Below are 24276 nucleotides of genomic sequence, written 5' to 3'. Positions count from 1 at the left end.
ATGTCGAGCCCGGCTCACCCGCTGAGCCACACCCGTCCCATCCCCGCCGGCCATCACGGCCGGCCCGGCACCGCCGGCGTCGTCGCGCGCTGGCGCGAGGATCTCGCCATCGCCACGCTGGCCGCCCGTCACGGCGGCGAGGCGGCGCTGGCGGCGGCGATGGACGCCGCCTTCGGCCTCGCCCTGCCGGCCGGCCCCAAGGCGGCGGGCGCGAACGGCGTCAGCGCGCTCGGCCTCGCCCCGCGGCGCTGGCTGGTGCTTGCCTCGCAGCGCCCGGCACTGGCGGCGGAACTCGCCGGGCTTGGCGGCGGCGCCGTGACCGAGCAGAGCGACGGCTATGCCGTGCTCGACCTTGCAGGTCCCGAGGTCCGCGCGGTGCTGGCCAAGCTCGTCGCGGTCGACCTCGACCCCGCCGTCTTCTCCACCGGCGACGTGGTGGCGAGCAGCCTCGCCCATATCGGCGCGGTGCTGTGGCAGACCGGCGAGGAGCCCACCTATCGCCTGCTGGTGGGCACCAGCTTCGCCGCCGCCTTCTCCCACACCCTGCTCGCGGCCGCGGCGGAATACGGCCTCGACCTCGCCGACGCCGGGCGAGGTCCGGAGGCCGGGCGAGGTACCGGGCGAGGTTGAACGTCGCGCCTCGCGCGCTTTCCAGCCGTGCGTGTTTTGTCTAGATAGCCGGGCCGGACTGCGGCCCGGGCCACAGGGACGATCGGGGGAGCGGCGCGGCCGTGGCCCTGCCGAGCGAAGAGACAGCCATGAGCGAAACCTACGTTCTCACCCTTTCCTGCCCCGATCGCCCCGGCATCGTCGCCGGCGTCGCGACCTTCCTGTTCGAGCAGGGCTGCAACATCCTCGAGGCGCAGCAGTTCGACGATGTCGAGAGCGGCCGGTTCTTCATGCGCGTGGTGTTCAACCGGGTCAGCGGCGAGGCGGCGATCGCGGAACTGCGCGCCGGTTTCGGCCCCGTCGCCGAGCGCTTCGGCCTCGCCTGGCAGATGCGGCCGCGGTCGGAGAAGCGCCGCGTCATGCTGCTGGTCTCGAAGTTCGACCATTGCCTCGCGGACCTGCTGTACCGCTGGCGCATCGGCGAGATTCCGATGGACATCACCGCCATCGCCGCCAACTACCCGCGCGAGACCTACGCCCATCTCGATTTCGACGGCATCCCCTTCCACTATCTGCCGGTGACCAAGGCCACCAAGATGGAGCAGGAGGCCGAGCTGTGGGACCTGTTCCAGCGCACGGGGTCCGAGGTCGCGGTGCTGGCGCGCTACATGCAGGTGCTCTCGGACGGGCTCTCGGCCAAGCTCGCCGGCCGCTGCATCAACATCCACCACTCCTTCCTGCCCGGCTTCAAGGGCGCCAAGCCCTACCACCAGGCGCATTCGCGGGGCGTGAAGCTGATCGGCGCGACCGCGCACTACGTCACCTCCGATCTCGACGAGGGGCCGATCATCGAGCAGGACGTCGAGCGCATTAGCCACCAGGATTCCGCCGAGGACCTCGTGCGCAAGGGCCGCGATATCGAGCGGCGGGTGCTGGCGCGGGCATTGGCCTGGCATCTCGACGACCGGGTGCTGCCGAACGGCCACAAGACCGTGGTGTTCCGCGACTGACGCTTCCCGGGCCGCCGCCCCATTTCGAGGAGCCTTGAGATGATCGAGACACGGCTGATCGACGGCAAGGGATTTGCCGAGGGGCTGCGCGCGCGGCTCGCCGGCGAGGTGGCGGCCTTCACCGCCCGCCATGGGGCGGCGCCGGGGCTGGCGGTGGTGCTGGTCGGCAGCGACCCCGCCAGCTCGGTCTATGTCCGCAGCAAGGCGCGGCAGACCGTCGAGGTCGGCATGGCCTCCTACGAGCACCTGCTGCCGGCGGAGACCGGCGAGGACGAACTGCTCGCCCTGCTGGCGCGGCTGAACGCCGATCCCGGCGTCAACGGCATCCTCGTGCAATTGCCGCTGCCGGCCCATATCGACACCCAGAAGGTGCTGGCGGCGCTGGACCCGGCCAAGGATGTCGACGGCTTTCACGTGGTCAATGCCGGCCGGCTCGCGGTGGGGCTCGACGCGCTGGTGCCCTGCACCCCGCTCGGCTGCGTGATGCTGCTGAAGCACCATCTCGGTTCGCTGGCCGGGCTCAAGGCGGTGGTGGTGGGGCGCTCCAACATCGTCGGCAAGCCGATCGCGCAGCTCCTGCTGCGCGAGGACTGCACCGTCACCATCGCCCATTCCCGCACCCGGGACCTGCCCGCCGAATGCCGGCAGGCGGACATATTGATCGCCGCGGTGGGTCGGCCGGAGATGGTGCGCGGCGACTGGATCAAGCCCGGCGCCACCGTCATCGACGTCGGCATCAACCGGGTGGCGGGCCCGGACGGCAAGAACCGGCTGGTGGGCGATGTCGCCTTCGCCGAGGCGCAGGGCATCGCCGGGCTCATCACCCCGGTGCCCGGCGGGGTCGGGCCGATGACCATCGCCTGCCTGCTGGCGAACACCCTCACCGCCGCCCGCCGCCAGCGCGGCGAGGACTGAGCGGCGCTCCCACCACAAGCGCCGGGCGGGCCACCCGGCCGCGCGGGCGCTGCCAAGCCCGCCCCTGTGGATACCGGGAGGGGCGAGACGTCAGTGCTCGATGTCGACGTCGCGGGTCTCCGGCCCCAGCAGCAGCGCGATGAGCGTGATGCAGGCCATGGCGGAGAGATACACCCCCACCCAGAACGGGCTGCCATGCCCGGCCTGCCACAGCGCCACCGCGATGAACGGCGCCACCGCCGCCCCGAGGATGGAGGAGACGTTGTAGGCGATGCCCGAGCCGGTGTAGCGCATGCTGGCGGGAAACAGCTCCGGCAGCAGCGCGCCCATCGGCCCGAACGTCATGCCCATCAGCGTGAAGCCGAGCACCAGCCACGCCATCACCCCCGCCGGGCCGGCGGCGAGCATCGGCACCCACAGGAAGCCGAAGGCGATGATGCCGAGCGTGATCCAGATCAGCGTGCGGCGGCGGCCCCAGCGGTCCGCCCACGGGCCGGACAGCAGGGTGAAGATGCCGAAGAACACCACGCCCCCGATCATCATCAGCACGAAGGTGCGGTAGTCATAGCCGAGGCCGGGCACGGCGGCGGTGGGGGAGGCGCGGCCATAGCTCAGCGAGAAGGTCGTCATCAGGTAGAACAGCACATAGGTCGCGAGCATGTAGAAGGTGCCGAGCACGACCTCGCGGAAATGATGGCGGAACACCGCCGCCAGCGGCAACCGCTTCACCTTGCCGGCCTGCACCGTCTTCTCGAAGGCGGTGCTTTCCACCAGGTTCAGCCGCACCCACAGCCCCACCGCCACCATGATGGCCGAGAACAGGAACGGGATGCGCCAGCCCCAGTCGAGAAAGGCCAGCGAGGGGCGGGAGGGATCGTCCGAGGGCATCAGCGCGGCGATGGTGAGGAACAGGCCATTGGCGACGATGAAGCCGATCGGCGCGCCGAGCTGGGGAAAGGTGCCGTAGACCGCGCGCTTTCCCGCCGGGGCGTTCTCCGTCGCCACCAGCGCCGCCCCGCTCCATTCCCCGCCCAGCGCGAAGCCCTGGGCGAGGCGTAGCACCACCAGCAGGGCCGGGGCGATCCAGCCCGCCACCGCATAGGTCGGCAGCGTGCCGATGAGGAAGGTGGCGACGCCCATGGTCAGCAGCGCGCCGACCAGCGTCGCCTTGCGGCCGCGGCGGTCGCCGAGATGGCCGAAGAACACCGCGCCGAGCGGGCGCGCCACCATCGCCGCGCCGAAGATGGCGAGCGAGGCCAGCAGCGCCACGGTGTCATCGCCGGCCGGGAAGAACAGATGCGGAAACACCAGCACCGCGGCGGTGGCGTAGACATAGAAATCGTAGAACTCGATGGTCGTGCCGATCAGGCTCGCGAGAATGACGCGGGAGCGCGGATTGGCGACGGCGGCGAATTCCGGCGCGGCGGCGGCGACGGTAGGCGGCATGGCAGGACTCCGGTGACGGCAAGGCCGCGCACGACCTCGCGGATCGATCGGTCGAGGTGGCGCAGGCCGCTCTCCCGATCATCGGGATCGACATATACAGAACCCGCGGCAGGTTGAACCCTTTTACGCCGCGCTGTCCCCTTCAGGACCGGCGCACCGCGAGCTGTTCCCGGCCGTCCCGGGGATATGCGAGGCCATGTCATCCGTTCGCCGATACCACTGCGTAAAAGCCTGCTACCTTCGGGTCGGGTCCCGGCCGCAGCGGCCCGGCGACCCTTTGTAAAAAGGAAACAAACCGGTGAACAGGATAAGGAAATGCGCCGCGGTCGTCCTCGCGGGCATCATGACGGCGGCAGCCATAGGGCCGGCCGCGGCCTGCACCCGCACTCTTTATGTCGCGGAGAACGGGCTCGTCATCACCGGCCGCTCGATGGACTGGGCCGAGGACATGCATACCAACCTCTGGGCCTTCCCCCGCGGCATCGCCCGCAACGGGGCCGGCGGTGCGAAGACCCCGACATGGACCTCGAAATATGGCAGCGTGATCGCCAGCGGCTATGACGTCGGCTCCGCCGACGGGATGAACGAGGCCGGGCTCGTCACCAACCTGCTCTATCTCGCCGAATCCGATTACGGCCAGCCCGATGGCAGGCCCGTTCTCTCGATCAGCCTGTGGGCACAATATGTGCTGGACAATTTCGGCACGGTCGCCGAGGCGGTCGACGCCCTGTCCAAGGACTCGTTCCAGGTTGTCGCCCCCACGCTGCCGAACGGGAAAGGCGCGCAGCTCCATCTCGCCATTTCCGATTCAAGCGGCGATTCGGCGATCTTCGAGTATCTGGGCGGCAAGCTCGTCGTGCATCACGGCAAGCAGTACAACGTGATGACCAATTCGCCGAGCTTCGACCAGCAGCTCGCGCTCAATGCCTATTGGCAGGGAATCGGCGGCCTGACCTTCCTGCCCGGCACCAATCGCGCCGCTGACCGCTTCGCCCGCGCCTCCTTCCTCATCAATGCGATCCCGACCAAGGTCGACAAGAGCTACATCACCGCGGTTCCGAGCCAGAAGTTCGAGTACCAGGCGGCCGCGAGCGTGCTGAGCGTCATGCGCAGCGTCAGCGTGCCGCTCGGCATCACCACGCCCGGCCAACCCAACATCTCCTCGACCCTCTGGCGGACCATTTCCGACCAGACCAACAAGATCTACTTCTTCGACAGCGCCACCAGCCCGAACTCGTTCTGGGTGCCGCTCGCCGATCTCGACCTCAAGGAAGGCGCGCCGGTGAAGAAGCTGACCATCGCCGGCGGCAATGTCTATTCCGGCAACGCCGCCGACAAGTTCGTCACCACCCCCTCCTTCACCTTCCTGCCCTCCACGGGCCTGTAATGCCGGGCCGCGAGGCCACAGCCTGATGCCGCCATCCACTCCCACACCGCCGCGCTGGCGCGGCGGTGTGGGGGCCGGGCAATCGGCATGTCAGGCCCGCACCATCCGGTTCCAGGCGTCGAGGCCGGCGATCTTGTAGGCCTCGGCCAGCGTCGGGTAATTGAAGGTGTTCTCGATGAAGTAGTCGATGGTGCCCTTCAGGTTCAGCACCGCCTGGCCGATATGGATCAGCTCGGTCGCGCCCTCGCCCACGATGTGGACGCCGAGCAGATGCCGCGTCTCGGTGGAGAAGATCATTTTCATCATGCCGTTGTTGAGGCCCATGATGTGGCCGCGCGAGGTCTCGCGGAAGCGGGCGACGCCGCATTCATAGGGTATGCCGCGCTTGCGCACCTCCTCCTCGCTCATGCCGACGGTCGAGATTTCCGGCACGGCATAGATGCCATAGGGAAAGAACTCCGGCGGCGGCGGCGGCTCCAGCCCGAAGGCATGGCAGGCGGCGAGCCGGCCCTGCTCCATGGAGGTGGAGGCGAGGCTGGGAAAGCCGATGACGTCGCCGGCGGCATAGATGTGCGGCACCGCGGTCTGCAGCGTCTTGGGGTCGACGGTGATGCGGCCGCGGTGGTCGGTGGCGAGCCCCGCCGCCCCGAGATTGAGCCGGTCGGTGGCGCCCACCCGGCCGGCGGCGAACAGCAGCATGTCGGAGGTGACGCTGCGCCCGTCGGCAAGCCGGCAGGTCGGCCGCCCCTCGGCGCTGAGCTGGATCGAGGACACCGCAGCGCCGAGCCGCAGCGCCACGTTGCGGTCCCGCAGCTCGTGGACGAACTCCTCGATCAGCTCCTTGTCGATGAAGTCGAGAAAGCTGGTGCGCGGCTCGATCAGCGTCACCGCCACGTCGAGGGCGCTGAAGATGGTGGCATATTCCACCCCGATCACGCCGGCGCCGATGACCGCGAGGCTGCGCGGCAGGCGCGGCAGTTCCACGATCTCGTCGCTGTCGAACACGGTGGTGCCGTTGAACGGCACATAGTCCGGCCGGAACGGACGGGTGCCGCAGGCAATGAGGATGTGCGCGCCGCGCACGCAGGAGCGCTCGCCGGTGTCGCCGACGATCTCGATCTCATGGGGCGAGACGAAGCTGGCCTCGCCCCGCGCGGTCTTCACCCCGTTGCGGCCGAACTGGTGCTCCAGGACCTCGACCTCGTGGTCCAGCGTCTTGTGCAGGCGGGAAATCAGGTCGGAGGCGGCGATGTCCTTCTTCACCCGGTAGCCGCGGCCATAGAAGCCGCGCTCGCGCCAGCCGGAGAGGTTCAGCACCGTCTCGCGCAGGGTCTTGGAGGGAATGGTGCCGGTATGCACCGAGACACCCCCGACGCGGCGTCCTTTCTCGATGACGAGGACGGACTTGCCGAGCTTGGCGGACTGGACGGCGGCACGGCGGCCGGAGGGGCCGCTGCCGATAACGATCATGTCGAAGCTGTGCATGGGATTCTTGAGGTGAGCCGCCACGGAAGATGGGACATGCAATGCATCAGCAATGCCAAGCCAAGATGACGCGGGGCTGTATCGACGGCGCGGCACTTGTCCTAGATTGTGACGGCGGGCCGGGCCGCACGGGGAGAGAGAATGCGCCGAAAGCAGAGCGAGGCCGCCGCCGAGACGCCGACGGAAGAGCTGCACACCGGCTCGGGGGCGCCGGCCACCGGGGCGCGGACGCTGGAACAGGCCCTCGGGCTCCAGGTCCGCTCGACGCGCCGCAGCCTCGACCTCACGGTCTCGGATCTCGCCAGTGCGGCGGGCATTTCCGTCGGCATGCTGTCGAAGATCGAGAACGGCCTGATCTCGCCCTCGCTCGGCACGCTGCAATCCATCGCCACGGCGCTGAACGTGCCGCTCTCCAGCCTGTTCGCCAGCTTCGAGGAGAAGCGCGACTGCTCCTTCGTGCCGGCGGGACAGGGGGTGCACATCGAGCGGCGCGGCACCAAGGTCGGCCACCAGTACGAACTGCTCGGCCACGCGCTCGGCGGGGAAGTTGCGGTCGAGCCCTACCTGATCACGCTGAGCGAGGAAGCCGTGCCCTATACCGGCTTCCAGCATGCCGGGGTCGAGTTCATCTACATGCTGAGCGGCGAGGTGATCTACCGCCACGGCGACCGCTCCTATCACCTGCGGCCCGGCGATTCGCTGCTGTTCGACAGCGCCGCCAGCCACGGCCCGCAGGAGCTGGTGGTGCGGCCGATGCGCTATCTCTCGATCATCATGTACCCGCGCCAGCCAAGCTGACGTGGCGGCGATCGCGCGGCAATGTTTTCCTGATGGGAAAATTTTATTCCCTTCGTTGACAGCCCGCGCGCGCGCTCCTAGAACGGTGGAAACGGTGCCCGGCGCCGGCCATCCAAGGAGCGTCCTGCCATGTGCGGCATTGTCGGCCTCTTCATCAAAGACCCCAAGCTGGAGCCCCAACTGGGGGCGCTTCTTGCGGGCATGCTCGATGTCATGTGCGATCGCGGGCCGGATTCGGCCGGCTTCGCGGTCTATGGCAACGGCGCCAAGGGAGCGGTGAAGCTCACGCTGCGCGGCCCGGCGGGCACGGATTTCGCCGCGCTCGGCGCCGCGCTCGGGCTGCCGGTGGTGCCCCGCGACACCCACGCGGTGGTCAGCGTTCCGGCGGAGCGCGAGGCGGCGGTGCGGGCGCAGCTCGCCACCCTCGCGCCCCAGGTGGCGGTGATCAGCTCGGGCAGCCGCATGGAGCTCTACAAGGAGGTCGGCCTGCCCGCCGACGTCGCCCGCCGCTTCAAGCTGGCGGAGATGGCCGGCACCCACGCCATCGGCCACACCCGCATGGCGACCGAGAGCGCGGTGACCACCGACGGCGCCCACCCCTTCTCCACCGGGCCGGACCAGTGCCTCGTGCACAACGGCTCGCTGTCCAACCATGCGGGCGTCCGCCGCGAGCTGGAGCGCGAGGGGCTGAGGCTCGCGACCCAGAACGACAGCGAGGTCGCCGCCGCCTATCTCACCCACCGCATGCGCGCCGGCGACAGCCTCGGCGCCGCGCTGGAGCATTCGCTCGCCGATCTCGACGGCTTCTACACCTTCGTGGTCGGCACCGAGAGCGGCTTCGGCGTGCTGCGCGACCCCATCGCCTGCAAGCCGGCGGTGATGGCCGAGACCGAGGGCTATGTCGCCTTCGGCTCGGAATACCGCGCCCTGGTCGACCTGCCGGGCATCAACACCGCCCGGGTCTGGGAGCCGGAACCGGCGCGGGTCTATTTCTGGGACCGCGCGGCATGAACGTCGCCCTGCACACGAGCCCCGACATGAACATGATCGCCACCGACGCCGACGGCGCCCGCCTCATTGACCTCGCCACCTCGCCGGTGCGCGCGCTCAACGGCGCCCTGCACGCGCTCGGCACCACCAACGAGACGCTCTGGCGCGTCGCCAATCCCCGCGGCCTGCACGCCATCGCGGCCGGCGTCGATGCCCCCGTCGCCATCGAGATCGCCGGCAATGTCGGCTATTACTGCGGCGGCATGAACAAGCAGGCCCGCATCGTCATCGACGGCAATGCCGGCGTCGGCGTCGGCGAGAACATGATGAGCGGCTTCATCCATGTGAAGGGTGACGCCAGCCAGGCGGCGGGCGCCACCGGCTGCGGCGGGCTGCTGGTCATCGACGGCAACGCCTCCGCGCGCTGCGGCATCTCGATGAAGGGCATCGACATCGTGGTGAAGGGCTCGATCGGCCATATGAGTGCCTTCATGGCGCAGGCCGGCAGCCTCGTCGTGTTCGGCGACGCGGGCGAAGCGCTCGGCGACAGCCTCTATGAGGCGAAGCTGTTCGTGCGCGGCTCGGTCGCGAGCCTCGGCGCCGACTGCATCGAGAAGGAGATGCGCGAGGAACACCGCGCCCTGCTCGCCGCCCGGCTGGAGGCCGCCGGCGCGCTCGGCCAGGTCGATATCGGCGAGTTCCGCCGCTACGGCTCGGCCCGCACCCTCTACCATTTCCACGTCGACAACGTGTCGAGCTACTGAGGCGCGCGATGAACGACATCACCAACACCCCGCGCACGACGCCCCGCTTCTCCGCGACCTTCGACGAGTACACCCTCTCGGAGATCCGCCGCGCGGCCGCCACCGGCATCTACGACATCCGCGGCGGCGGCGCGAAGCGCAAGGTTCCGCATTTCGACGACCTTCTGTTCCTCGGCGCCTCGATGTCGCGCTACCCGCTCGAAGGCTATCGCGAGCGCTGCGACACCTCGGTGGTCCTCGGCACACGGTTCGCCAAGAAGCCGATCGAGCTGAAGATCCCGATCACCATCGCCGGCATGAGCTTCGGCTCGCTCTCCGCCAACGCCAAGGAGGCGCTGGGGCGTGGCGCCTCGGCCATGGGCACCTCCACCACCACCGGCGACGGTGGCATGACCAATGAGGAGCGCGGGCACTCCACCCAGCTCGTCTACCAGTATCTGCCCTCGCGCTACGGCATGAACCCCGACGACCTCAAGCGCGCCGACGCCATCGAGGTGGTGGTCGGGCAGGGCGCCAAGCCCGGCGGCGGCGGCATGCTGCTCGGCCAGAAGATCACCGAGCGTGTCGCGAAGATGCGCACGCTGCCGGTCGGCATCGACCAGCGCTCGGCCTGCCGCCACCCGGACTGGACCGGTCCCGACGACCTCGAGATCAAGATCGAGGAGTTGCGCGAGATCACCGACTGGGAGAAGCCGATCTATGTGAAGGTCGGCGCCGCGCGACCCTATTATGACACCGCTCTGGCGGTGAAATCCGGCGCCGACGTGGTGGTGGTGGACGGCATGCAGGGCGGCACCGCCGCCACCCAGGAGGTCTTCATCGAGAATGTCGGCATCCCGACGCTGGCGGCGGTGCGGCAGGCGGTGAAGGCGCTGCAGGACCTCGGCATGCACCGCAAGGTGCAGCTCATCGTCTCCGGCGGCATCCGCAACGGCGCCGACGTCGCCAAGGCTCTGGCGCTCGGCGCGGATGCCGTCGCCATCGGCACCGCGGCCCTCGTCGCCCTCGGCGACAACGACCCCCATTATGCCGCCGAATACGAGGCGCTCGGCTCCCGGGCCGGCGCCTATGACGACTGGCACGAGGGCCGCGACCCCGCCGGCATCACCACCCAGGACCCCGCGCTGATGGCGCGGCTGGACCCGGTCGCCGCCGGGCGCCGGCTCGCCAACTACCTCGCCGTGCTGACGCTGGAATGCCAGACCATCGCGCGGGCCTGCGGCAAGAGCCACGTGCACAACCTCGAGCCGGAGGACCTCGTCGCCCTCACCATCGAGGCCGCCGCGATGGCGAACGTCCCTCTTGCCGGCACCAACTGGATTCCCGGCAGCACCGGCAGCTTCTGAACCTTCGAGCCCCGCGCCCCGGCGCGGGGTTTGCACATCGACGACATCGCAACGAGCCCCGAAGGGGCCGGGGAACAGCACGGAACCGGATCGCAATGGCCAATGATCTTGCCCATGCCGCCAAAGAGCTCGGCATCAAGTACTTCCTGATCTCCTATGTCGACCTGTTCGGCTCGCTGCGCGCCAAGCTGGCGCCGGCCGCGGCCATCGGGGGCATGCAGAAGGCGGGCGCCGGCTTCGCCGGCTTCGCCACCTGGCTCGACATGACCCCGGCCGATCCCGACCTGTTCGCGGTGCCGGATCCCGACAGCCTCATCCAGCTGCCGTGGAAGCCGGAGGTGGGCTGGCTCGCCTCCGATCTCGTCATGAACGACGAGCTGGTCGCCCAGGCCCCACGCAACGTGCTGAAAAGCACCATCCTCGGTGCCGAATCCATCGGCTACCAGATGAAGACCGGCGTGGAATGCGAGTTCTTCCTCACCACGCCGGACGGCCAGAAAATCTCGGACGGCGCCGACAACGCCACCAAGCCCTGCTACGACCAGTCCGCCCTGATGCGCCGCTACGAGGTCATCAAGGAGATCTGCGATTGCATGCTGGCGCTCGGCTGGGGGCCCTATCAGAACGACCATGAGGACGCCAACGGCCAGTTCGAGATGAACTGGAACTTCGACGACGCCCTGGTCACCGCGGACCGTCACGTCTTCTTCAAGTACATGGCGCGCTCCATCGCCGAAAAGCACGGGCTGCGCGCCACCTTCATGCCCAAGCCCTTCATCGATCTCACCGGCTCGGGCTGCCACATGCACACCTCGCTGTGGCAGGGCGACACCAACCTGTTCGAGGACCCCAACGGCGAGCTCGGCGTCTCCGACCTCTGCTACAACTTCATCGGCGGCCTGATCCACAGCGCCGACGCGCTGTGCGCCTTCACCAACCCGACCGTGAATTCCTACAAGCGCATCAACGCCCCGCGCACCGTCTCCGGCGCCACCTGGGCGCCCAACACCGTCACCTACACCGGCAACAACCGCACCCACATGATCCGCATCCCCGATGCGGGCCGGCTGGAGCTGCGCCTGCCGGACGGGGCGGCGAACCCCTATCTCGCCCCCGCCGCGGTGCTCGCCGCCGGCCTCGACGGCATCCAGAACCAGCGCGAGCCCGGCAAGCGGCTCGACATCAACATGTACACCGACGGGCACAAGGTGCGCGGCGCCAAGAAGCTGCCGCTGAACCTGCTCGACGCGCTGCGGTCACTGGAGAAGTCGAATGTGCTGCGCACCGCGCTGGGCGCCCCGCTGATCGACGGCTACCTCAAGCTGAAGCATGAGGAGTGGAACGCCTATTCCCGCCACCTCACCCAGTGGGAACGCGACAACACGCTCGACATCTGAGCCGCTCAGTCCCGGACCGCGAACGGCACCACGCCGCGGCGGTCCGGGTCCAGCACGATGTCGCGGTCGAGCGGGGGATAGGCCCGCTCGGGACAGGCGGTGCGCGGGCAGATGCGGCAGTTGACGCCGAGCGGCGATACCGTCGCTGCGCGCAAATCGAGCCCGTCGGCATAGACCAGCTCGGCGGCATAGGACGCCTCGCAGCCGATGCCGAGCGCGAAGCGGCGCTCGCGCTGGCCATGGCGCACCGGCGGCTTCACCGCGCCCCGGGCGAGGCAGAGATAGCGCACCCCGTCCGGCATCTCGCCCACCTGCACCAGCGTGCGGGCGGGCTGCTCGAACGCCTCGTGCACGTTCCACACCGGGCAGGCCCCGCCATAGCGGGCAAAGTGGAAGCGCGTGGCGCTGTGCCGCTTGATGACGTTGCCGGCCCGGTCGACTTTGAGGAAATAGAACGGCACCCCCTTCTCGCCCGGGCGCTGCAGCGTGGAGAGGCGGTGGCAGACCTGCTCCAGGCTCGCGCCGGTCATCACGCTCAAGAGGTCGAGATCGTGGCGCTTCTCCCGCGCCAGCCGGGCGAAGCGACGATAGGGCAGGATCAGCGCCCCGGCATAGTAGTTCTGCAGCGAGAGCCGGCACACCTCCCGCGCGGTCTGGCTGCGGAAGCCGGCGTCGGCGACGTGACCGTCGATCAGCTCGTCCTGTTCGAACCGGGCGAGCAGCGCCGCGAGCCGGAAGGCGCGGCTCGCCGGGTCGAGCGTGCGGGCCAGCGTCGCGACGCGGCGGTGCCGGTCATAGTTCAGCAGCGGCGCGTCGGGCTCACCGGCCGCGGCGGCCTCCACCGCGATGTCGTGCCGCTCGCGCAGATGGCGCGCCAGCAGGGCCGCCGCGTCCTCGCGGGCGAAGAGATCGAGCGCGTCGGCGCGGGCTTCGGCGGCGCGGTCCAGCCCGTCGACATAATTGTCGATGTAGTGGAAATGGTCGCGCACCTCCTCATAGGGCGGCAGGTGGCGGGCACCGCCATCATGATCGCCCGCCACCGAGACCACCGCGTCGTCGAGCGCCGCCCGCCGCTCCTCCATCCGCCGCATCGCCCCGTGCAGGCGCAGGAAGGCATGGGCGAAGGACGGCGCATGGGTGGTGGCGTTCTTCAGGTCCTGAAGGCTCGGCTCCAGCCCGCGGAACACCGGATCGGCCAGCGCCTCGCGCAGGTCGGCCACCACCCGGTCGAGGTCATCGGCGCTGAAGCGGGTGACGTCGACGTCGAAAGTGCGGCCGATGGCCAGCAGCACCGCCGCTGTCACCGGGCGCTGGTTGCTCTCGATCTGGTTGATGTAGCTCGGCGAGAGCGCCAGCCGCCGGGCAAAATCGAGCTGGGTGAGGCCGAGCCGCTCCCGCACATTGCGCACGGCATGGCCGGCGAAGATCTTCTTGGACATGCCCGCCCGCGCCGACCCACCGTCGATTTGTGAAGAATTCACACGTTCACGCGCTACACTTTCACATCTTATCTTTTGCCCGGCAAGGGCCTAGAACGTCTGGACGAAAGCCGACCGCAGCCCGGCGGCCATTTGCACGCGCACGGTATCGCCTCATGAAGCACATTGTGGAGCAACTGGACCGGCGCCGCGCCGAAGCGCGCCTCGGCGGCGGCGAGCGGCGCATCACCGCCCAGCATGCGCGCGGCAAGCTCACCGCCCGCGAGCGCATCGAGCTGCTGCTCGACACCGGCTCGTTCGAGGAATTCGACACCTTCGTCCAGCACCGCTGCACCGATTTCGGCATGGAGGCGTCCAAGACGCCCGGCGACGGCGTCGTCACCGGCTGGGGCACGGTGAACGGGCGGCAGGTCTTCGTCTTCGCCAAGGACTTCACCGTCTTCGGCGGCTCGCTGTCGGAGACCCACGCCGCCAAGATCACCAAGATCCAGGACCTCGCGCTCAAGACCCGGGCGCCGATCATCGGCCTGTTCGATGCCGGCGGCGCCCGCATCCAGGAGGGCGTCGCGGCACTCGGCGGCTATGGCGAGGTGTTCCGGCGCAATGTGATCGCCTCCGGCGTCATCCCGCAGATCTCGGTCATCATGGGCCCCTGCGCCGGCGGCGACGTCTATTCCCCCGCCATGACCGATTTCATCTTCATGGTGCGCGACACCAGCTACATGTTCGTCACCGGCCCGGAGGTGGTGAAGACGGTGACCAACGAGACCGTCACCTCCGAGGAGCTGGGCGGGGCGAAGGTGCACACCAGCCGCTCCTCGGTGGCGGACGGCGCCTTCGACAACGATGTCGAATGCCTGCTGCAGATGCGCCGGCTGATCGACTTCCTGCCCGCCAACAACGCCGCCGGCGTGCCGGAATGGCCGAGCTGCGACGATGGCGAGCGGCTCGACCCCTCGCTCGACACCCTCATCCCCGACAACCCGAACAAGCCCTACGACATCAAGGAACTGATCGCGAAGGTGGTCGACGAGGGCGACTTCTTCGAGATCCAGCAGGCCTTCGCCGGCAACATCGTCACCGGCCTGGGTCGCATCGAGGGCCGCACGGTCGGCGTGGTCGCCAACCAGCCGATGGTACTGGCCGGCGTGCTGGACGCCGATGCCTCGCGCAAGGCGGCGCGCTTCGTGCGCTTCTGCGACGCGTTCGGCATACCCATCGTCACCTTCGTCGACGTGCCCGGCTTCCTGCCCGGCACCGCGCAGGAATATGGCGGGCTCATCAAGCACGGCGCCAAGCTGCTCTTCGCCTATTCGCAGGCCACCGTGCCGCTGGTCACCGTCATCACCCGCAAGGCCTTCGGCGGCGCCTATGACGTGATGGCCTCCAAGCATGTCGGCGGCGACGTGAACTATGCCTGGCCCTCGGCGCAGATCGCGGTGATGGGCGCCAAAGGCGCGGTGGAGATCATCTTCCGCGCCGACATCGACGACCCCGAGAAGATCGCGGCGCGGACGAAGGAGTATGAGGAACGCTTTCTCTCCCCCTTCGTCGCCGCCGAGCGCGGCTATGTCGACGAGGTCATCACCCCCCGCACCACCCGCACGCGCATCGCCCGGGCGCTCGCCATGCTCCGCTCCAAGCATGTCGAGACCCCGGCGAAGAAGCACGACAACCTGCCGCTGTGAGCGCTCGCCGCCCGCCACGGCGGCCCCGCAGCAGCGGCCATGACCCAGCGCAAGGCGGGCCCGCGGGCGCCGTTACACAGTAAAGCCCGAAGGCCAAGGAACGCCGACATGTTCTCCAAGATCCTCATCGCGAACCGTGGCGAGATCGCCTGCCGGGTCATCAAGACGGCGCGGAAGATGGGCATCCGAACCGTCGCGGTCTATTCCGACGCCGACCGTGACGCGCTGCACGTCGCCATGGCGGACGAAGCGGTGCATATCGGCCCGCCGCCCGCGGCGCAGTCCTACCTCTTGATCGACCGCATCATCGAGGCCTGCCGTCAGACCGGGGCGGAGGCGGTGCATCCCGGCTATGGCTTCCTGTCCGAACGCGCCGCCTTTGCCCACGCGCTCAAGGCCGCCGGCATCGTGTTCATCGGGCCGAACCCCGGCGCCATCGAGGCGATGGGCGACAAGATCGAGTCGAAGAAGGCGGCAGCGGCGGCCAGTGTCTCCACCGTGCCCGGCCATCTCGGCGTCATCACCGACCCCGAGCACGCCGCGCGGATCGCCGACGAGATCGGCTATCCCGTGATGATCAAGGCCTCCGCCGGAGGCGGCGGCAAGGGCATGCGCATCGCCCATTCCCGCGAGGAGGTGAAGGACGGCTTCGAGCGCGCCACCTCCGAGGCGAAGTCCTCCTTCGGCGACGACCGCGTGTTCGTCGAGAAGTTCATCGTCGATCCCCGCCACATCGAGATCCAGGTGCTGGGCGACAAGCACGGCAACGTCGTCTATCTCGGCGAGCGCGAATGCTCGATCCAGCGCCGCAACCAGAAGGTCATCGAGGAGGCCCCCTCCCCGCTGCTGGACGAGGCGACCCGCCGCCGTATGGGCGAGCAGGCGGTGGCGCTGGCCAAGGCCGTTAACTACGACAGCGCCGGCACGGTGGAGTTCGTCGCCGGGCAGGACCGCTCGTTCTACTTCCTCGAAATGAACACCCGCCTGCAGGTCGAGCATCCCGTGACCGAACTGGTCACCGGCATCGACCTCGTCGAGCAGATGATCCGGGTGGCGGCCGGCGAGAAGCTCTCCATCACCCAGGCCGACGTCCGGCTGAACGGCTGGGCGGTCGAGAGCCGTATCTATGCCGAGGACCCCTACCGCAACTTCCTGCCCTCCATCGGCCGGCTCACCCGCTACCGCCCGCCGGCGGAAGGCACCCGGGACGGTGTGACGGTGCGCAACGACACCGGCGTGTTCGAGGGCGGGGAAATCTCCCTGTTCTACGACCCGATGATTGCCAAGCTGGTGACCCACGCCCCTACCCGCGCCCAGGCCATCGCCGCGCAGGCCGACGCGCTGGACGCCTTCGCGCTGGACGGCATCCAGCACAACATCCCCTTCCTCGCCGCGCTGATGCGGCACGAGCGCTGGAAGGCCGGCCGGCTCTCCACCGGCTTCATCGCCGAGGAATATCCCGGCGGCTTCGCCGGCGCGGCGCTGGAGGCCCCGCTCGCCCGCCGGATCGCCGCGGTGGCGGCGGTGATCGACAACATCGCCAATGCCCGCAAGCGGCGCATCTCCGGCCAGCTTCCCGGCCGGCCGGTGGTGTTCGAGCATCGCCGCGTGGTGCGGCTCGGCGGCGAGAGCCTGCCCTGCGAGGTGGACCGCTCCGCCGGCGGCTTCATCGTCACCTTCCTCGACGCGCAGGGGCGCCCCGCCGGCACCCATGAGCTGCGCACCGGCTGGAAGCCGGGCGACCCGGTGTGGCAGGGCGCCTATGACGACGACGCCATCGCGGTTCAGGTCCGCCCGCGGCTCAACGGCTTCGTGCTCTCCCATGCCGGCGTCACGGTGGAGGCCATCGTCTATACCGAACGCGAGGCGGCGCTGGCCGCGCTGATGCCGGAGAAGGTCTCCGCCGCCTCGGGCAAGCAGCTGCTCTGCCCCATGCCCGGCCTCGTCGTGTCGGTCGCGGTGGGCGAGGGCCAGGAGGTGAAGGCCGGCGAGCCGCTCGCCGTGGTCGAGGCGATGAAGATGGAGAACGTGCTGCGGGCCGAGCGCGACGGCGTGGTGAAGAAGGTGCTGGCCAAGGCCGGTGACAGCCTCGCCGTCGACGCCGTCATCCTGGAATTCGCCTGATGGACGCCGCCGCCAGCCCGCCGCCCGGCTTTCCCGCCGCGACCCGGGAGGAGTGGCTGCGCCTCGTCGACGGCGTGCTGAAGGGGGCGCCCTATGCCGCGCGGATGGTGACGTCGACCCTGGACGGCATCGCCTTCGACGCCCTGCCCGCGCCGCGGCCGGACGCCCGCCCCATGGCCGGACGCCCCGCCGGGGCGGCGTGGAAGATCATCGCCCGCATCGACCATGTCGACCCCGCCGCCGCCAACGCCCAGCTTCTGGAGGACCTGAACGGCGGCGCCGACGGTGCCACGCTGGTGTTCCGCTCCTCGCCGGCAGCCGAGGGCTTCGGCCTGCCGGAGACGTCGGAGGCGATCGAGCGGGTGCTGCGCGGCGTGCTGGCCGAGCTGGTGACGCTGCGGGTGGAGACCGGCGGCTTCCGCGGCCGGGACCTCGCGCTGGCGCTTTCCCGCCACCTCCGGGAGATCGACCCCGCACGTCTCGACCTGCGGGTCGGGCTCGACCCGATCGGCGACCTTGCCGCGCGGGGTGCGGCGCCGATCGAGTGGGAGGCGCTGTCGGCACGGCTGGGACAGACCGTCTCGGCGCTGCGCGCCCGCGGCCTCACCGCGCCGATGGTCCGCGCCGACGGCCGCCTGCACCACGCCGCCGGCGCCACCGAGGCGCAGGAACTCGCCGGCACCCTCGCCACCGCCCTTGCCTATCTGCGGGCACTGGACGAGGCCGGGCTCGACCTCGCCGAGGCGGCCGGGCTGATCGAGGTGACGCTGGTGGCCGACACCGACCAGTTCGCCACCACCGCCAAGGCCCGGGCCATGCGCCGGCTCTGGCATTTCGTGCTGGAGGAGGCCGGCCTTGCCGCGCCACCGCCGCTGGCGCTGCACATGGAGACGGCGTGGCGCAGCCTCACCCGCCACGACCCGCATGTGAACCTGCTGCGCGGCACCATCGCCGCGCTTGGGGCCGGGGCTGGTGGCGCCAGCAGCCTCACCGTGCTGCCCTTCACCCAGGCGCTGGGCCTGCCGGACGGCTTCGCCCGACGGCTCGCCCGCAACACCCAGTTGCTCCTGATCGAGGAATCGAACCTCCACCGCGTCGCTGATCCCGCCGCCGGGGCCGGTGCGCTGGAGGAGCGGACCGAGGGCTTCGCCGCCGCGGCCTGGGAGCTGGTGCGCGGCATCGAGGCGGAGGGCGGGCTGGTCGAGGCGCTCACGGCGGGCACCTGGCAGCGCCGGCTCGCCCGGTCGCGCCACGAGCGCGCCCAGCTCGTCGCCACCCGGCGCCTGCCGATCACCGGCACCTCCGAATTCCCTCTTGCCGGCGAGAGCGTGCCCGCCGTGCTGGCCCCCGCGCCCGATCCGTCGCCGGCCGGGCCGGCGGAAGGCGCCATACAGTGCGAACCGCTGCCCCGGGGCCGGCTCGCCGAACCGTTCGAGCGGCGGCGGGCCGCGGGGTTGCGGGCGGGCTCGCCCGCCGTTCGCCTCGCCACGCTCGGCAGCGTCGCTGAATTCGCACCGCGCGTCGCCTTCGCCCGGACTCTGTTCGAGGCCGGAGGCCTCGGCACCGCCGGCGGCGAGGCCGCGCAGGACGAGGCGGCGCAGGCCGCCGACCTCGCCGGGGCGGCACTGATCTGCCTGTGCGGCACCGACGCCGCCTATGCCGAGCGCGCCGCGGCCTTCGCCGCCGCGCTCAAGGCCGTCGGCGTCGGCCGCCTGCTGCTGGCCGGCCGCCCCGGCGCCGCCGAGGCCGCGCTGCGCGCCGCGGGCGTCGACGGCTTCGTCTTCGCCGGTTGCGACGCGCTGGAGGCACTGGACATGGCGCAGGCCGCACTCGGCATCACGGCGACGGGAGGCACGGAACCATGAGCACCCTGCCCGGTTTTTCCTGCGAGAGCGGCGCAATCGCCGCGGTTTCCAGCAGGACGACGCACGATGAAACGCTTGTGCCTCGCCGCGGCCTTCAGCCTGCTTCTTCCCGGGTCGGCGCTGCCGCAGGCGGTCGATGTGTTCGACGGCACCTGGACGGTGGCCACCCGGCCGGACACGGGAGCCTGCCGCCGGCCGATGGAATTCGATCTCGTCATCGAGGACGGCGCCATCAGCTATGGCGGCTTGTGGATGGTGAGCGCCACCGGCTCGGTGGAGCCGACCGGCGCCATAAGGCTGCGGTTGCAGCGTGGCGACGAGACGGTGACGGCGGAGGGCCGGGCCGCGGGCGACAAGGCCACCGGGCGGTGGGTCTCGCTCACCCGCAACTGCACGGGAAGCTGGGTCGCGCGCCGGAGCTGACCCTCGCAGCCATGAACGGGGGCCGGCCATGACCGGACGCCCCCGCCTTCCCGATTTCGCCACCCTCCCCTGGCGCAGCCCGACCCTGCCGGAACCGGCCGGCGGCGAACCCTGGGCCACGCCCGAAGGCATCGCCGTGGCGCCGGCACCGGGGCCGGCCGACATCGCGGGCCTCGGGGTGGGCGGGCATTTTCCCGGCATCGCGCCGTTCCTGCGCGGGCCCTACCCCACCATGTACGTCACCCAGCCCTGGACCATCCGGCAATATGCCGGCTTCTCCACGGCGGAAGCCTCCAACGCCTTCTACCGGCGCAACCTCGCCGCCGGGCAGAAGGGCCTCTCCGTCGCCTTCGACCTCGCCACCCACCGCGGCTATGACAGCGACCACCCGCGCGTCGCCGGCGATGTCGGCATGGCCGGCGTCGCCATCGATTCCATCTACGACATGCGCACCCTGTTCGAGGGCATCCCGCTCGGCGAGATGAGCGTGTCGATGACGATGAACGGCGCGGTGCTGCCGATCCTCGCGCTCTACATCGTGGCGGCGGAGGAGCAGGGCGTTTCCGCCCGCCAGCTCTCCGGGACCATCCAGAACGACATCCTCAAGGAGTTCATGGTCCGCAACACCTACATCTACCCGCCGGCGCCCTCGATGCGGATCATCTCCGACATCTTCGCCTTCACCTCGCGGGAGATGCCGCGCTTCAACTCCATCTCGATCTCCGGCTACCACATGCAGGAGGCCGGGGCGACGGCGGACCTCGAGCTTGCCTATACGCTGGCCGACGGCGTCGACTATGTCCGCGCCGGCATGGCGGCGGGGCTGGACATCGACGCCTTCGCGCCGCGGCTTTCCTTCTTCTGGGCGATCGGCATGAACTTCTTCATGGAGATCGCCAAGCTGCGCGCGGCCCGGCTGATCTGGGCGGAGCTGATGCAGGGTCTCGGTGCGAAGAACCCCAAGTCGCTGCCGCTGCGCACCCACAGCCAGACCTCCGGCTGGAGCCTGACGGCGCAGGACGTGTTCAACAACGTCATGCGCACCTGCGTCGAGGCGATGGCGGCGACGCAGGGCCACACCCAGTCGCTGCACACCAACGCGCTGGACGAGGCCCTCGCCTTGCCCACCGACTTCTCCGCCCGCATCGCCCGCAACACCCAGATCGTGCTGCAGCAGGAGAGCGGCACCACCCGGGCCATCGACCCCTGGGGCGGCTCGTTCCATGTCGAGCGCCTCACCGCCGACCTCGCGGCGCGGGCACGGGCCCACATCGCCGAGGTCGAGAAACTCGGCGGCATGGCCAGGGCGATCGAAGCCGGCATCCCCAAGCTGCGGATCGAGGAAGCCGCCGCCGTCACCCAGGCCCGGATCGACGCCGGGGTGCAGACGGTGGTCGGCGTCAACCGCTACCGCATCGCCGACGAGCCCCCGCTCGACGTGCTGAAGATCGACAATTCCGCGGTGCGCGCCGCGCAGATCGAGAAGCTGCGGCGCCTGCGGGCCGAGCGCGACCCGGCGGCGGTGGCGGCGGCGCTGGAGGCGCTGGAGGCCGGCGCCCGGGGCGGCGGCAACCTGCTGGCGCTCGCCATCGACGCGGCCCGGGCCAAGGCGACGGTCGGCGAGATGTCGGACGCGCTGGAGCGCGCCTTCGGCCGCCACCGGGCGGAAATCCGGGCGATAACTGGGGTGTACCGGCGGGAGATGACGGCGGTGGCGGGCAAGGTCGAGGAGGTGCGGGCGCTGGTCGAGGCGTTCGAGGCCGAGGAGGGGCGGCGTCCCCGCCTGCTGGTCGCCAAGCTGGGGCAGGACGGCCACGACCGCGGCCAGAAGGTGATCGCCTCGGCCTTCGCCGATCTCGGCTTCGACGTCGACATCGGCCCGCTGTTCGCCACGCCGGAAGAGGCGGCGCGGCAGGCGGTGGAGAACGACGTGCACGTCATCGGCATCTCCTCGCTCGCCGCCGGCCACCTCACGCTGGTGCCGCAGGTGAAGGCGGCGCTGGAGGCGGAAGGGCGCGGCGACATCATGATCGTGGTCGGGGGCGTGGTGCCGCCGCAGGATTACGCCGCGGTGCGGGCCGCCGGGGCGGAGGCGATCTACCCGCCCGGCACGGTGATCGCCGAGGCGGCGGGCGAGCTGGTCCGCAGCCTCTCGCGCCGGCTGGGCCATGACGAGGTCGCCGCCTGAACGGAAGAAGCCGGCCCCGCCGCCACACCGCCCGTCGCACGGTGCCGGGGTACTCGACTCCGCCCGCTCCGCTGCCTAGGCTCGCCTCGGTGATTCTCACCGGGGGTGGATGATGAAGTACGTGACGACCGCGATGGTCCTTCTCGCGACGGCGGTGCCGGCCTTTGCTGCCGACATGGCCACCAAGGCTCCGGCGGCCGTCGCCACGCCGGCGGCGCCCGTCATTTCCTGGCAGGGCTTCTATGTCGGCGGCACCGCCGGCGTGGCGATCGACAATTCCAGCGTCTCGACCGAGGCCGGCGGCTGGTTCAGCAACAGCTCGGTCGCCGGGAACTACACCGAGGATTTCGGCGGTTCCTCCACCGGGCTGACGGTGGGCGGCACGGTGGGCTATAACTGGCAGTGGGACAATGTGGTGGCCGGCGTCGAAGCCGACCTGTCCTATGCCGATCGCAGCGAGTCCGGCAACAGCTCGATCGCCTCGACCACCCAGTCCGGCACCTCCATCGACAAGCATTATGCGCTGGACGGCAACTGGTACGGCACGCTGCGCGCCCGGCTCGGCGTCACGGTCGGGCCCTCGCTGATCTATGCCACCGGCGGCGCCGCCTTTGGCCAGGCCGATGCGAGCGTGAGCGTGCAGGGCGGCCCCTATTATTCCTGGAACGCCTCGGAGAGCGACACACGCTGGGGCTGGACCGTCGGCGGCGGCGTCGAGACCCAGTTCGACCCGCACTGGTCGTTCAAGATCGAATATCTCTATGTCGACCTCGGCAGCAGCAATTTCGACCTGACCAACGGCGCCGGCAACCCGATCCCCGACTACACGCTGAGCGCCCATGCCGACTATGCCTTCAGCGTCGTGCGGGCCGGCATCAACTACCGCTTCTGAGCCGGAAGACCCGGCCGCGCGCGGCCGGGTCCCCCCGCACCAAAAGCCCCGCGCCGCGAGCGGCCGGGGGTGTGGGTCAGGCCCTTCGCCCGTCGAAGGGCGTGCGGGGCACCGGGCGGACGCCACCGGCGGCCGCTCGCACCTTTGTTTTAGAAGGTGGTGCAAGCCTTCACTCAGCCAACCGACGCGCCGTTCCCGGCGCCCCGCACGCGGTGTTTGGAGGCTTGCTCCGGACGACCCCTGGAGGAGCGATCTTGTTATCCTCCACTTTTGGGCCCCTTCACGCCGCGCGTTCCCTTCAGACGAACGAAGGGAGGCCACGTACGCTTCGCCCAGCGAACGGTGCTGGCACCGCCCGGGAGCATCCGGCTTGGGCCGCCGCGACCTCGGGTGCGTTACTCCCTCCGCCACGGCCACCGCACCCATCCCACGCCCCGGTCGCTCCGGAACGTCCCTTCGGCGGGGACAGATGAGCCAAGAATTCCAGATGATAGGATTTTTGTCTAGGATTATTTTCTGATACCCGCACCGACCTCCGGCACGCCCCGCCTCACGCCAGCACGGCGGGGCTCAGCAGCGGCGAGGTGGCGAACAGTTCGGCGATCCAGTCGACGAAGACCCGCACCCGGTTGCCGAGGTGGCGGTTCGGCGGGAACACCACATGGATGACGATCGGCTCGGTCTCCCATGCCTCCAGCAGCGGCACCAGCCGTCCCTCGGCCATGTGCTGGCGCACCATGAAGACCGGCAGTTGCGCCACCCCCAGCCCGGCGAGGGCGGCGGCGACATAGGCGGTGGAATCGTTCACCGACACCGCGTAAGGCGGGCTCACCACCACCGTCTCGCCGTCCCGGCTGTATTCGAAGGGAAAGCTGCGCCCGGTGCGGGGGCTGAAATAGGTCACCACGAGATGGTTGGCCTCGAGGTCGCGGGGATGGGCCGGCACGCCGTAGCGGGCGACGTAGCCCGGCGTGGCGCAGGTGATCATCTCGATCTCGGCGATGCGGCGGGCGACCAGCGTGGGGTCGAGCAGGTCGCCGCCGCGGATCACGCAATCCACGCTCTCGGCAATGAGGTCGACCGGCCGGTCGGACACGCCGAGATCGAGCCGGATGTCGGGGTAGCGGGCGTGGAAGCCCGGCAGCGCGGGAATGATGACCAGCAGGGCCAGCGCGGTCGAGACATCCACCCGCAGCCGCCCGCGCGGGGCGGCGGCGGCGTTGGCCATGCTGGCCTCGAGTTCGTCGAAATCGCTCAGCACCGCCACCGCGCGCTCATAATAGGCGGCGCCGTCCGGGGTGACACCGACCCGCCGGGTGGTGCGGTTGAGCAGCCGGGTGCGCAGCCGCGCCTCGAGCTGCTGCACCAGCTTGGTGACGGTGGGCTTGGGCATGTCCATGAGGTCGGCGGCGCGGCTGAAGCTGCCCGCCTCCACCACCCGCACGAACGCCCGCATTGCAGCAATCTGATCCATGAGGCGCCTTTCCCCGACTTCAGCGCCGCTGATGCC

19 protein-coding genes are annotated in these 24276 nt (G+C 69.9%); 15 read left to right on the top strand and 4 right to left on the bottom strand.

Features of this window, described 5'->3' with window-relative positions; all coding sequences use genetic code 11:
- The 3 genes from KHC27_RS09760 (at window position 1) to folD (ending at window position 2534) form a co-directional block, all read left to right on the top strand.
- A complete protein-coding gene (locus KHC27_RS09760; RefSeq protein ID WP_246519829.1) occupies window positions 1–630 on the top strand; it encodes a sarcosine oxidase subunit gamma in 630 nt (209 codons plus the stop codon).
- Window positions 631–758: 128 nt separating this feature from the next.
- The gene (gene purU / locus KHC27_RS09755) at window positions 759–1619 is read left to right on the top strand and encodes a formyltetrahydrofolate deformylase (RefSeq protein ID WP_213338403.1); all 861 of its coding nucleotides are present in this window, start codon (window positions 759–761) and stop codon (window positions 1617–1619) included.
- A gap of 39 nt (window positions 1620–1658) precedes the next feature.
- Window positions 1659–2534, top strand: coding sequence for a bifunctional methylenetetrahydrofolate dehydrogenase/methenyltetrahydrofolate cyclohydrolase FolD (gene folD / locus KHC27_RS09750; protein WP_213338402.1), 876 nt, complete (start codon window positions 1659–1661; stop codon window positions 2532–2534).
- A gap of 90 nt (window positions 2535–2624) precedes the next feature.
- On the opposite strand, the gene KHC27_RS09745 is transcribed toward folD, so the two are convergent.
- A complete protein-coding gene (locus tag KHC27_RS09745) occupies window positions 2625–3980 on the bottom strand; it encodes an MFS transporter (protein ID WP_213338399.1) in 1356 nt (451 codons plus the stop codon).
- Between the two features lie 343 nt (window positions 3981–4323).
- On the opposite strand from KHC27_RS09745, the gene KHC27_RS09740 reads away from it, so the two are divergent.
- Entirely contained in the window at window positions 4324–5367 is a 1044-nt protein-coding gene (locus KHC27_RS09740) for a linear amide C-N hydrolase (RefSeq protein WP_213338973.1), read from the top strand.
- Between the two features lie 90 nt (window positions 5368–5457).
- Here the strand turns inward: KHC27_RS09740 and sthA are convergent, their stop codons facing one another.
- The gene (gene sthA, locus KHC27_RS09735; RefSeq protein WP_213338398.1) at window positions 5458–6852 is read right to left on the bottom strand and encodes a Si-specific NAD(P)(+) transhydrogenase; all 1395 of its coding nucleotides are present in this window, start codon (window positions 6850–6852) and stop codon (window positions 5458–5460) included.
- A gap of 141 nt (window positions 6853–6993) precedes the next feature.
- Here sthA and KHC27_RS09730 point away from each other — a divergent pair, with 141 nt between their 5' ends.
- The 5 genes from KHC27_RS09730 to glnT all read left to right on the top strand — a co-directional run bounded on the left by KHC27_RS09730 (window position 6994) and on the right by glnT (window position 12147).
- The gene (locus KHC27_RS09730) at window positions 6994–7650 is read left to right on the top strand and encodes a helix-turn-helix domain-containing protein (RefSeq protein ID WP_213338397.1); all 657 of its coding nucleotides are present in this window, start codon (window positions 6994–6996) and stop codon (window positions 7648–7650) included.
- Between the two features lie 129 nt (window positions 7651–7779).
- Entirely contained in the window at window positions 7780–8661 is an 882-nt protein-coding gene (locus tag KHC27_RS09725) for a class II glutamine amidotransferase (RefSeq protein ID WP_213338396.1), read from the top strand.
- A gap of 32 nt (window positions 8662–8693) precedes the next feature.
- Entirely contained in the window at window positions 8694–9404 is a 711-nt protein-coding gene (locus KHC27_RS09720; protein ID WP_246519828.1) for a GltB/FmdC/FwdC-like GXGXG domain-containing protein, read from the top strand.
- Between the two features lie 8 nt (window positions 9405–9412).
- Window positions 9413–10750 carry an FMN-binding glutamate synthase family protein gene (locus tag KHC27_RS09715; protein ID WP_213338394.1) on the top strand — a complete coding sequence of 446 codons (1338 nt, stop codon included), beginning with the start codon at window positions 9413–9415 and terminating at the stop codon, window positions 10748–10750.
- Window positions 10751–10845: 95 nt separating this feature from the next.
- Window positions 10846–12147, top strand: a complete 1302-nt coding sequence (gene glnT / locus KHC27_RS09710; protein WP_213338393.1) for a type III glutamate--ammonia ligase — start codon at window positions 10846–10848, stop codon at window positions 12145–12147.
- Between the two features lie 5 nt (window positions 12148–12152).
- Here glnT and KHC27_RS09705 read toward each other — a convergent pair whose 3' ends face one another.
- Window positions 12153–13586, bottom strand: a complete 1434-nt coding sequence (locus KHC27_RS09705) for a helix-turn-helix domain-containing protein (protein ID WP_213338386.1) — start codon at window positions 13584–13586, stop codon at window positions 12153–12155.
- A 155-nt stretch (window positions 13587–13741) separates the two neighbouring features.
- Here KHC27_RS09705 and KHC27_RS09700 point away from each other — a divergent pair, with 155 nt between their 5' ends.
- From KHC27_RS09700 to KHC27_RS09675, 6 genes are all read left to right on the top strand, one after another.
- Window positions 13742–15274: an acyl-CoA carboxylase subunit beta gene (locus KHC27_RS09700; protein WP_213338384.1), complete on the top strand. Its 1533-nt coding sequence runs from the start codon at window positions 13742–13744 to the stop codon at window positions 15272–15274.
- A gap of 108 nt (window positions 15275–15382) precedes the next feature.
- Window positions 15383–17398, top strand: coding sequence for an acetyl-CoA carboxylase biotin carboxylase subunit (locus KHC27_RS09695; protein WP_213338382.1), 2016 nt, complete (start codon window positions 15383–15385; stop codon window positions 17396–17398).
- On the top strand, window positions 17398–19263 hold the full coding sequence (locus KHC27_RS09690) for a methylmalonyl-CoA mutase family protein (protein ID WP_213338380.1): 1866 nt from the start codon (window positions 17398–17400) through the stop codon (window positions 19261–19263). The genes KHC27_RS09695 and KHC27_RS09690 overlap by 1 nt, the downstream gene beginning before the upstream one ends.
- Before the next feature lie 66 nt (window positions 19264–19329).
- Complete coding sequence (locus KHC27_RS09685; protein WP_213338378.1) at window positions 19330–19686, top strand: hypothetical protein; 357 nt, start codon at window positions 19330–19332, stop codon at window positions 19684–19686.
- Window positions 19687–19714: 28 nt separating this feature from the next.
- A complete protein-coding gene (gene scpA / locus KHC27_RS09680) occupies window positions 19715–21874 on the top strand; it encodes a methylmalonyl-CoA mutase (protein WP_213338376.1) in 2160 nt (719 codons plus the stop codon).
- 112 nt (window positions 21875–21986) lie between these two features.
- Window positions 21987–22766 (top strand): outer membrane protein, encoded by a 780-nt coding sequence (locus KHC27_RS09675; protein WP_213338374.1) that lies wholly within the window; start codon window positions 21987–21989, stop codon window positions 22764–22766.
- Window positions 22767–23316: 550 nt separating this feature from the next.
- Here the strand turns inward: KHC27_RS09675 and KHC27_RS09670 are convergent.
- Entirely contained in the window at window positions 23317–24240 is a 924-nt protein-coding gene (locus tag KHC27_RS09670; protein ID WP_213338371.1) for a LysR family transcriptional regulator, read from the bottom strand.
- Window positions 24241–24276: the final 36 nt, after the last annotated feature.

Source organism: Ancylobacter lacus, from assembly GCF_018390635.1.
In the GTDB taxonomy this organism is placed as follows: Bacteria; Pseudomonadota; Alphaproteobacteria; order Rhizobiales; family Xanthobacteraceae; genus Ancylobacter; species Ancylobacter lacus.
Note: the sequence above shows the minus strand (reverse complement) of the source record. Positions and strands in the feature narration are given on the sequence as shown.